Origin of the sequence: Bartonella queenslandensis AUST/NH15, assembly GCF_000312585.1 — a bacterium.
In the GTDB taxonomy this organism is placed as follows: Bacteria; Pseudomonadota; Alphaproteobacteria; order Rhizobiales; family Rhizobiaceae; genus Bartonella; species Bartonella queenslandensis_A.
Genome location: NZ_HE997998.1, coordinates 81,779 through 91,677, shown reverse-complemented (window position 1 = coordinate 91,677; position 9,899 = coordinate 81,779). Strand labels below are relative to the sequence as shown.

Sequence of the window (9,899 nt, the reverse complement as noted above, 5' to 3'; positions counted from 1 at the left end):
TCAAAAAACATTCAAGAGAATACCTATAGTGGGAATTTTATATTGCTGCACGTTATTTCTTCAAGGGATTACGCTTTTCATGTAAAATAGAACGCCCAAAGCAGTCTCCTATCATGTTGTCTATTGCTGCACTTTTTAAAAAGAAACTTTTCTCAATATACGTCATATTCATTGGTGGTCCGTGTGAAGTATATAAAACGCACAGAGCAGCACCATTTTATTTAAAATAAAAGGCACCGGCATTTTTTTATCAGTTCCCAATATTATACGATAGCCTTTGGCATTTGAAAGAGGATGAAGAATTTTTATTCACACACCAGCCTTGTTTGTAATAGAGAAGAGAAAAAATTTGATTGTTTCACTCATAAGAAGGTTTAAAATGAGAAACGATCATTATAAATCAAAGCATTAACCAATAAATTGCAGAGTGTTTATGTTTTTTATCTTTTGTCGAAGAAGAAAGGAGTTGTATAAAAAGTACATAAAAACTCTACTCAATAAAGCCTATTTCTAAAGTTTTAAACGTTATGAAAAAAAATTAATTCTCCTGACATGCATTTATTTTATAGAAGATTGCTAAAAGAGCAGATTATTGCCTGAAAATAAACAAAGCGTTTTTTGCGAATTTTATCAAAAGTTTAAATGATATACGCGTCTACCATATATCCATACAACACATTAATTTATAATTATAGTATAGAATTATTCGCCTTGGATGAGAACCCTGAAAACTGTAAAATTTTCTCATTTCAAATCTTTTTCACGTTAAATCAATTCATATCACTTGTTTGTACGTCACAAGCGGGCAGTGTATGTCGGTGAAAACTATACAAGAAAGGCATCTTCTTATAAACTCTTTTAATTGTTAAGATTGTAGCAACATTGGAGGTTGGCAAAGTGTGTGATGATGCTGGCTTATCCAGTCTATGAGTCATAAAATAAGATGTAAAAAGATCATTAGAGTTCCTTTGGTATTTGATTGCGTAAACAAAAGCCTTATTTTTTAGGCTATGAAAAGTTGTGTTTTGAGAAGCTCTTTTGGCTAATATTCTTTTGAAAGGTTCTCGACATGACATAATTGGTCTTTGCGTTTTGTATTATTCTTTGCTAAATCGCCTTATATGACAATAGATCGTAATTATATTCGTAATTTTTCCATCGTGGCGCATATTGATCACGGCAAGTCCACTTTAGCTGATCGTTTGATTCAGATGACAGGGGGGCTTGACACGCGTGAGATGAAGGAACAAGTGCTCGATTCCATGGATATTGAGCGTGAACGTGGAATTACGATTAAAGCACAAACAGTACGTTTACACTATAAAGCAAAGAATGGTGAGACCTATATTTTAAATCTTATGGATACACCGGGTCATGTGGATTTTGCTTATGAAGTTTCGCGTTCATTGGCAGCTTGTGAAGGCTCACTGTTGGTGGTGGATGCAAGCCAAGGTGTAGAGGCGCAGACGTTAGCAAATGTTTATCAAGCCATTGATAATTCTCATGAATTGGTTGTTTTGCTCAATAAAGTTGATCTTCCAGCAGCAGAACCTGAACGTGTTAAAGAACAGATTGAAGATGTAATAGGCATTGATACATCTCAAGCTGTGGAGATATCAGCAAAAACAGGTTTGGGAATTCCTAATGTTTTGGAGGCAATCGTTACACAACTGCCACCTCCACGTACAGGCGATGTTACAAATCCCTTGAAAGCAATGTTGGTTGATAGCTGGTATGATGCATATCTTGGTGTTATCGTTTTGGTACGGGTGATAGATGGTATTTTAAAAAAAGGTCAAACCATTCGTATGATGGGTACAGGGGCAAAATATCCCGTTGAGCGCGTTGGTGTGTTTACACCTAAAATGGTACAGGTCGATGAATTAGGACCAGGCGAGATTGGTTTTATCACTGCTTCTATCAAAGAGGTAGCAGATACACGGGTTGGGGATACGATTACCGAAGAGCGTCGTCCTTGTGAAAATGCTTTGCCTGGTTTTAAGCCTGCGCAACCGGTTGTTTTTTGTGGACTTTTTCCAATTGATGCTGCCGATTTTGATGATTTGCGTGCAGCCATGGGCAAATTACGCTTAAATGATGCGAGTTTTTCCTTTGAAATGGAAACATCAGCAGCTTTGGGATTTGGTTTTCGCTGTGGTTTTTTAGGGCTTCTTCATCTTGAAATTATTCAAGAGCGGTTAGAGCGTGAGTTTAATTTAGATTTAATTGCAACGGCACCTTCGGTTGTTTATCGCATGAATATGAATGATGGTTCTGTTAAAGAATTGCACAATCCGGCAGATATGCCTGACGTGGTTAAAATTTCTTCCATTGAAGAACCATGGATCCGTGCAACAATCATGACTCCTGATAATTATCTTGGATCAATTTTAGAATTATGCCAAGAGCGGCGGGGAATACAGGTTGGTTTATCCTATGTTGGAACGCGTGCTATGGTAACGTATGATTTACCGCTGAATGAAGTCGTTTTTGATTTTTATGATCGCCTAAAATCAATCTCAAAGGGTTATGCTTCTTTTGATTATCAGATGACCGATTACGCAGAGGGCGATTTAGTTAAAATGTCTATTTTGGTGAATGGAGAGCCTATTGATGCATTGTCGATGCTTGTGCACCGTACGATTGCAGAAAAGCGTGGGCGTTCCATGTGCGAAAAACTGAAAGATCTTATTCCTCAGCATATGTTTCAGATTCCGATTCAAGCAGCTATTGGTGGTAAAATTATAGCGCGCGAAACGATTCGTGCTTTGCGTAAAGATGTAACAGCAAAATGTTACGGGGGCGATATAACACGTAAACGCAAACTTTTGGAAAAGCAAAAAGAAGGTAAAAAGCGAATGCGTCAATTTGGGAAAGTAGAAATTCCTCAGTCTGCTTTTATTCAAGCGCTCAAAATGAATAAATAATGCAAAGAGAGTATTTTCCTTCATTAATTGTGTTTTGCTTTTGTTGATTGGTTTCGTTGTTCAAGAGTGCTTTTGAATGGAAATTGCGCAGTACTCACACTTTTGGGGATAGTGTTTTTCATTGTGTCGTGTTGCTTACGTAAAACAGAATGCTTTAAACAAAATACATTTGTATTATATATTGTATTGGCGGACTTATTTTACATAAATATCTCTCAATACACCTGACCTCATTGCACAATGGTGTTCATAAAAAGTATAACGATAAAGCCTTTGTAAATGACATAAAATTCATTGCCATATTTATATGTCGCAAAGATGCAGGGCGCTATCATCATATTCTTTGTGCGTTTAAAATATCATGATAGCTCTTGGTGTTTGAGAAAATTCATTCAAGACATTTTTATTCTTTTATTAAGGTGTGTCTTATTCATACACTGACTGTGTTTGTGATGCACAAGGACATGAGAGCAATTGATTCAATATGAAAGAATTTAAAAGGATACAACTCTTGTATTTTAGAATGTTATTCAAGTTGAAAAACAAGGAATGATTATTATAAATCGATATTGTGTCTAATCACGTAAAAGATCGTTAATGGATGTTTTCTCTCGTGTTTTTTGATCAACGCGTTTTACGATAACAGCACAATAAAGATTTGGGCCTACTTCACCATTTGGGAGTGGTTTTCCAAGGAGAGATCCTGGCACAACAACTGAATAGGCGGGTACTTCACCGATAAAAATTTCTCCTGTTGTACGATCAATAATCTTGGTGGATTTTCCAATAAAAACGCCCATTCCTAAGACTGCTCCTTCACGAATAATACAGCCTTCAACAACTTCAGAGCGTGCACCAATAAAGCAATGATCTTCAATAATGGTTGGATTTGCTTGCAGTGGTTCTAAAACACCTCCGATTCCAACACCACCGGAAAGATGAACATGTTTACCAATTTGTGCGCAAGAACCAACGGTTGTCCATGTATCAACCATTGTCCCCTCATCAACAAAAGCACCAAGATTGATAAAGGATGGCATGAGTATGACGTTTGGTGCAATATAGGCAGAATGGCGTACAATAGCTCCAGGGACGGAACGAAACCCCGCTTTTTGAAAATCATCTTCTTGCCAACCAGAAAATTTTGAAGGGACTTTATCCCACCAATGTGTTCCATTGACTCCACCAGCAATAATTTGCATTGGGTTGAGTCGAAAAGAGAGTAAAACAGCTTTTTTCAACCATTGATGAACATGCCATTGTCCATTTTTTTGTCGTTCTGCAACACGAATCTCACCTTTATCAAGAAGGTTTAGTGCGTGTTCGACACTCTCACGGATTTCACCTTTTGTAGTAGTATTGATAGAATCGCGATCATCAAATGCTTTTTCGATGATGATTTCAAGTTGCGTGAGATAGGTCATGATGAGAGTTCCGTTAAACAAGTTGAAAGCTTCAAGATTTATTCTCTATGACCTACGCGAAGAAATGTTTTCAGTCAATAAAGAGATAAGAAAGTAGGACATGTGTATGAAAAAAGGCTGTAAAGAAAAAATAAAAAAAGAACAAGAAAATTGGACACCGCTTCTTCATACAAAGGAGGCTCTACAACAGATCCATAAAGTCTCTAATTCAGCACAAATGCGTTCATCTACTTATCGTCTAGCCTATATCGATCAAGACTTTATGATGCGTCCAGAGTTGCGCTCACAACGTATTGGTCTTGAATTTTTAAAGCCGGAAATAACACTTAAAGAATATAATATTCAATCAACAGTTGTTTTGTTTGGTGGTGCACGTATTCCCGAACCAGGGCAAGTAGCGTGGGCTGCAAAAAATGAAACACAAAAGAAAAACTTGCGTGCTATGTCACATTATTACGATGAAGCAAGAGAGTTTGCACGTTTGTGCTCACTCTATTCTGCTACGACAGAATATCGTGAATTTGTGGTTGTTACAGGGGGCGGACCAGGGATCATGGAGGCGGGAAATCGTGGTGCTTGTGATGTTGGTGCTCCAACAATTGGCTTGAATATTATTTTACCCCATGAGCAAGAGCCTAATCCTTATGTGTCACCGCATCTGTGTTTCAATTTCCACTATTTGGGGATGCGAAAAATGCATTTTTTAATACGAGCGAAAGCATTAGCTATTTTTCCTGGAGGATTTGGGACTCTAGATGAACTGTTTGAGACGTTAACTTTAATACAGACGAGGCGTATGAAACGGATACCAATTTTATTGTTTGGCAAAGAATTTTGGAGCAATGCTATCAATTTTGAATATTTAGCTTCGCAAGGTACAATCTCTCCTAGTGATGTTAATTTTGTGAAATTTGTTAATACAGCAGCAGAAGCTTTTGAAGAGATTCGTTCTTTTTATAAATTGCCTTAATTGCTTTTGAAAAAGTCATTTTTTTGAAACAGTTAATATTCTACCTTAGTCAAATAAAGTCCTGAAGGGGGTGCCACAACGCCACAACGTTTACGATCTTTAGCATGAAGAGCTGCTTCAAGATCTTGAGCTGTCCAACGTCCAATACCCACTTCCATAAGGCTTCCTGCGAATGAACGGATTTGATGATGAAGAAAAGAGCGGGCTTGCGCATAAAGGAGGATTTCCTCTTCTTCTCTTTGAATATCGAGGCATTCAAGGGTACGAATAGGGCTTTTGGCTTGGCAATGTGCTGAACGGAAAGTTGTAAAATCATGTTGTCCGATAAGCTTTTGCGCAGCTTCATGCATAGCTTGCGCATTAAGAGGCTTTGGTATCCACCATACGCGTTTAGCATTTAAAGCTGGTGGAGAGCGACGATTGAGGATTTTGAAAAGATAATGGCGCTTTACAGCAGAAAATCGTGCATCAAAGTCATCAGGAACATTTTCTACATTTAAGATTGAAATCGCTTCTCCCTTCTTACGTAAAAGAGCATTGAGCGCATCACGGACAGTACGGGAGAGCCAATTTTTTTCAAAATCAACATGAACAACTTGTCCTGTAGCATGCACCCCTGCATCTGTTCGTCCTGCTGTTGTTATGGTCAATTGCTGTCCACTGAAGCAAAAAATCGCCTGTTCAAGAGCTCCCTGTATCGTGTGCAGTTCTGCTTGACGTTGCCAGCCAGCGTAATTTGATCCATCATATTCAAGAGTGAGTTTAAAACGTGGCATTTTAAAAAACAGCAGAAATGTGAGCGCCTCGCAAAAAGGTTGCGCTATCAAGAATTTTACCGCCAGACCTTTGGAGAGAGGTTATTTCTATTCGTCCCTGTCCGCAATGGATAATCAAAGAATTTGGTTCTATACGACCAATTTCAAGAGAAGGTCCTGTTATTAAACGACTTCCAAGAATTTTTACGCGTTCTTCTTGCCCAGTGATATTCATGTGGCACCAGCAGCCAGGAAAGGGAGAGAGCGCACAGATATATCGATGAATAAATTCAGCAGGTTTTGTCCAATCAATGCGGGTTTCTTCCTTTTTGATTTTAGCAGCATAGGTGATGCCTACTTCTGATTGAGGGGTCAGTTTAAGTTGGCCTTTTTCAAGATTTGATAGAGTTTCTATCATAAGTTCTGCGGCTATATTTGAAAGTTTATTTGAAAGCTCAGCACTGGTGGTGTTATCAGGAATGAGGATGGAACGGGAAAAAGCGATAGGCCCCGTATCAAGTCCTTTATCCATTTTCATGATCATTATCCCAGTTTCCTTATCACCAGCCATAATTGCACGCTGAATAGGAGCTGCACCACGCCACCGTGGTAAAAGCGAAGCATGGGCATTAAAACAACCAAAACGCGGTGTTTCAAGAATAGCTTTCGGTAAGAGAAGGCCATAGGCAACCACAATAGCCGCATCAACAGAAAGGGCTGCAAATAGGTCTTGCTGTTCGGCTGTTTTGAGTGTTTGGGGTGTGAATACAGGAATAGATTTTTCTTCTGCTGCATTTTGCACGGGTGAGGGAATAAGTTTAAGACCACGACGTCCAGCTGGACGAGGAGGTTGGCTATAAACGGCGACAATATCATGACCCGCATTCAATAAAGCATGCAAAATAGGAACAGAAAAATCTGGTGTTCCCATAAAACTTAATCGTAATGCCATTATAAAACTGCTTCCTGCCTGTTTTTTTCTTTTGCACGTTTTTTAAATTTTCGTATCACCATATCGCGTTTGATCTTTGAAATGTAATCAATAAACAGGCGACCATCTAAATGATCAATTTCATGCTGCAAACAAGTTGCCAACAGATCATCTGCTTCAATTTCTTTTTGTTTTCCTTCACGATCTTGATAGCGCGCGCGCAGACGTTTAGGGCGTTCAACTTCTGCAAAATAGTCAGGGATAGAAAGACAACCTTCTTTGCAAACATTGCGTTCATCTGAAAGCCATAAAATCTCAGGGTTGATAATAACAAGTGGTTTTTTCTGCTCATCTTCAGAATTTCCAGAGACATCTATAACCAACATACGTAGTGGTATACCAATTTGAATAGCAGCAAGACCAATGCCTTTAGCATTATACATGGTTTCCAACATATCATCCGCGAGTTTTTGGAGAGCTGTATCGACCTGCTCAACAGGTTTGGATATTTCCCGTAAAATCGGATCAGGTAAAGTAACTAAAGATCTTATTGGCATAACAAAGAGATTAATCAATGGTTTGTTATTGGTCAATATTGAAAACGGATTCTTGCGTTTTTTTACGATAAGAGCGTTATATTACTGTTTATGTTTGATTCGTTTTTTTCTATACTGGCTAGTGAGCTTTTTTCCAAACTAATGCTTTTGCTTTTGTTTATCCTCGTCTGTTTGGCATTTTTTATGCTGGTACATTCTCATCGAAAAAAAGCACTTTTGGAAAATGAAATTGCTGAACGCGCGCGTGAGACACAAATGCAGATGGCTACTTTACTGAAGACACAAGCTGAAATGCAAGGGCGCATGCAAACGATGGCTGAAATTTTTGGTCAAAGACAGGCTGAGTTGAATAAGTCACTCAGTGAGCAACTCAATGGCATGACAGTCAATATAGGTCAAACACTTCAGGTACAGACTAAATCCACTTATGAAAATTTGAATCGCTTGCAAGAACGTTTAGCAGTCATTGATGCGGCACAGAATAATATTCAATCACTTACGGGACAAGTTGTGCAACTGCAATCTATTTTAAGCAATAAGCAGACACGTGGTACCTTTGGTCAGGGGCGGATGGAAGCAATTATTGCTGATGCCTTACCAGCAAATGCCTATGCTTTTCAGGCTGTTCTTTCCAATGGAAAGCGCCCAGATTGTCTTATTCATATGCCCAATAAAGCTCCTTCTCTTGTTGTTGATGCTAAATTTCCTCTGGAGGCTTGGAATGCAATGCGTAAAGCGGCAGCAGCGCAAGAGCGTCAAGAGGCAGAACGACAATTTCGTACCGATATGGACGTCCATATTCGTGATATTGCGCAAAAATATTTGATTCCTGGAGAAACCCATGACACCGCTTTTCTTTTTGTGCCATCGGAATCAATTTTTGCAACAATTTATGAGGATTTTGAGCCATTGGTACAAAAAGCCAATAGAGCCCATGTCATTATTGTGTCACCGTCTTTGTTGATGCTCTCTGTCCAAGTTGTACAAACCATTATGAAAGATGCACGGATGCGCGAACAAGCGCATTTAATTCAATCAGAAGTAGCGAAATTGATGGAAGACTTTGGACGAATGGATGCGCGTGTTCGCGCATTACAGAAGCATTTTAACAAAGCAGGTGAAGATATAGAGGGAATTTTAATATCGTCCTCCAAAATTATGAAACGAGCAAATCGCATTGAAACAGTCGAATTAAAAGAAAATTATTCTGAACCACAAAAAATGACAACATCGGCTCAGTCGCAAATATTGCGTTTGGTTGATGAAGAATAAAATAAAGCAAGCTTCTGAATGATCACAAGTTAGGATTGTGTTCTTTATTGATTGGTAATAATTTTTTAGTATTTCTATCTTGTTTTATTTCTTAAACGAGAGGAATAGGGAAGATGCGGCACCTTTTGTTTTTAGGGGTACTGGTGTTTCTGCTAGGGGGGTGTGCAACAACCACTCCCGTCCACACAAACAATGCTTGCGCTATTTTAGCACAAAAAAATGGTTTTTTTGATAATTGGGGTAAGGCGTCTCAAAGAGCGGAAATGCGCTATGGAATTCCTATGCCGATTATTCTTGCAACTATTAAGATGGAATCGAGCTTTCGTCACAATGCACGTCCTCCACGCAAAAAACTACTTGGTTTTATTCCATGGAAGCGCCGATCGACCGCTTATGGTTATGCTCAAGCGCTTGACGGTACATGGGCAATGTATCTTCGCTCTACAGGAAAGTCTTTTGCATGGCGTACGAATTTCGCAGATGCTGCTGATTTTGTTGCTTGGTACCATCGCCAAAGTGTTCAACGCAATGGGGTGAGGTTTGATGATGCATATAGCCTTTATTTAAATTATCACATGGGGCATGGTGCTTATGCGCGTAGTAGCGGATATGTCAGTGCTGCGCTATCACAGGCAGCACAGCGCATGGCAGGGATATCGAGGCTCTATGAACAGCAATTAAAGAGATGTGGATGGCATTAGCAAAGGTTCTCAAAATCTCAATGAGAGAGTTGATGGGGTAAAATTATTGAAAGCAAAATTTCTTATGGCATGATAAGACAGTGTCATTTTTTCGATTGTTGAATGGATAAATTGTTATTTTTTAGAATAAACTTAAGCAGTAGAAGCTTTTGCACTACACAATATATTTGAAAGATACTCTCGATATTTTTGTCCCTCTTTGTTCAAAAAATTTATAATGAACACCATCATCCATTTAGTGCTGGCATTTAACCCTAGACGAAATATCAGAGATTATTGAAAGGAAATTTTAAAATATAATGTCAATTTTCATTATGCGCATTATTGGCTGATTATAACATGAATATTTATTTAGGAAGCGT

8 protein-coding genes are annotated in these 9,899 nt (G+C 38.7%); 4 read left to right on the top strand and 4 right to left on the bottom strand.

What is annotated here, in order from left to right:
- Positions 1–1,121: 1,121 nt before the first annotated feature.
- On the top strand, positions 1,122–2,927 hold the full coding sequence (gene lepA / locus BN338_RS04240; protein ID WP_039759545.1) for a translation elongation factor 4: 1,806 nt from the start codon (positions 1,122–1,124) through the stop codon (positions 2,925–2,927).
- Between the two features lie 575 nt (positions 2,928–3,502).
- Here lepA and dapD read toward each other — a convergent pair.
- Positions 3,503–4,351 carry a 2,3,4,5-tetrahydropyridine-2,6-dicarboxylate N-succinyltransferase gene (gene dapD, locus BN338_RS04235; protein WP_039759354.1) on the bottom strand — a complete coding sequence of 283 codons (849 nt, stop codon included), beginning with the start codon at positions 4,349–4,351 and terminating at the stop codon, positions 3,503–3,505.
- Positions 4,352–4,457: 106 nt separating this feature from the next.
- On the opposite strand from dapD, the gene BN338_RS04230 reads away from it, so the two are divergent.
- Positions 4,458–5,321, top strand: coding sequence for an LOG family protein (locus BN338_RS04230; RefSeq protein WP_039759353.1), 864 nt, complete (start codon positions 4,458–4,460; stop codon positions 5,319–5,321).
- Between the two features lie 32 nt (positions 5,322–5,353).
- Here the strand turns inward: BN338_RS04230 and truA are convergent, their stop codons facing one another.
- Genes truA through def form a run of 3 tightly spaced genes read right to left on the bottom strand, consistent with a single transcriptional unit; the run spans position 5,354 to position 7,564 of the window.
- Positions 5,354–6,097, bottom strand: a complete 744-nt coding sequence (truA, locus tag BN338_RS04225; protein WP_039759351.1) for a tRNA pseudouridine(38-40) synthase TruA — start codon at positions 6,095–6,097, stop codon at positions 5,354–5,356.
- 1 nt (position 6,098) lies between these two features.
- Positions 6,099–7,028, bottom strand: coding sequence for a methionyl-tRNA formyltransferase (gene fmt, locus BN338_RS04220; RefSeq protein WP_039759350.1), 930 nt, complete (start codon positions 7,026–7,028; stop codon positions 6,099–6,101).
- Positions 7,028–7,564 (bottom strand): peptide deformylase, encoded by a 537-nt coding sequence (def, locus tag BN338_RS04215; RefSeq protein ID WP_039759542.1) that lies wholly within the window; start codon positions 7,562–7,564, stop codon positions 7,028–7,030. Before def ends, fmt begins: the two co-directional genes overlap by 1 nt.
- Before the next feature lie 90 nt (positions 7,565–7,654).
- On the opposite strand from def, the gene BN338_RS04210 reads away from it, so the two are divergent.
- Positions 7,655–8,836, top strand: coding sequence for a DNA recombination protein RmuC (locus BN338_RS04210; protein ID WP_039759348.1), 1,182 nt, complete (start codon positions 7,655–7,657; stop codon positions 8,834–8,836).
- 113 nt (positions 8,837–8,949) lie between these two features.
- Complete coding sequence (locus tag BN338_RS04205) at positions 8,950–9,537, top strand: transglycosylase SLT domain-containing protein (RefSeq protein ID WP_039759346.1); 588 nt, start codon at positions 8,950–8,952, stop codon at positions 9,535–9,537.
- Positions 9,538–9,899: the final 362 nt, after the last annotated feature.

Bases quoted from the DNA above. Each gene is read 5' to 3' on its own strand.
- BN338_RS04210 (WP_039759348.1), top strand. From the start codon at position 7,655: ATGTTTGATTCGTTTTTTTCTATACTGGCTAGTGAGCTTTTTTCCAAA.
- dapD (WP_039759354.1), bottom strand. From the start codon at position 4,351: ATGACCTATCTCACGCAACTTGAAATCATCATCGAAAAAGCATTTGAT.
- fmt (WP_039759350.1), bottom strand. From the start codon at position 7,028: ATGGCATTACGATTAAGTTTTATGGGAACACCAGATTTTTCTGTTCCT.
- truA (WP_039759351.1), bottom strand. From the start codon at position 6,097: ATGCCACGTTTTAAACTCACTCTTGAATATGATGGATCAAATTACGCT.
- lepA (WP_039759545.1), top strand. From the start codon at position 1,122: ATGACAATAGATCGTAATTATATTCGTAATTTTTCCATCGTGGCGCAT.
- BN338_RS04205 (WP_039759346.1), top strand. From the start codon at position 8,950: ATGCGGCACCTTTTGTTTTTAGGGGTACTGGTGTTTCTGCTAGGGGGG.
- def (WP_039759542.1), bottom strand. From the start codon at position 7,564: ATGCCAATAAGATCTTTAGTTACTTTACCTGATCCGATTTTACGGGAA.
- BN338_RS04230 (WP_039759353.1), top strand. From the start codon at position 4,458: ATGAAAAAAGGCTGTAAAGAAAAAATAAAAAAAGAACAAGAAAATTGG.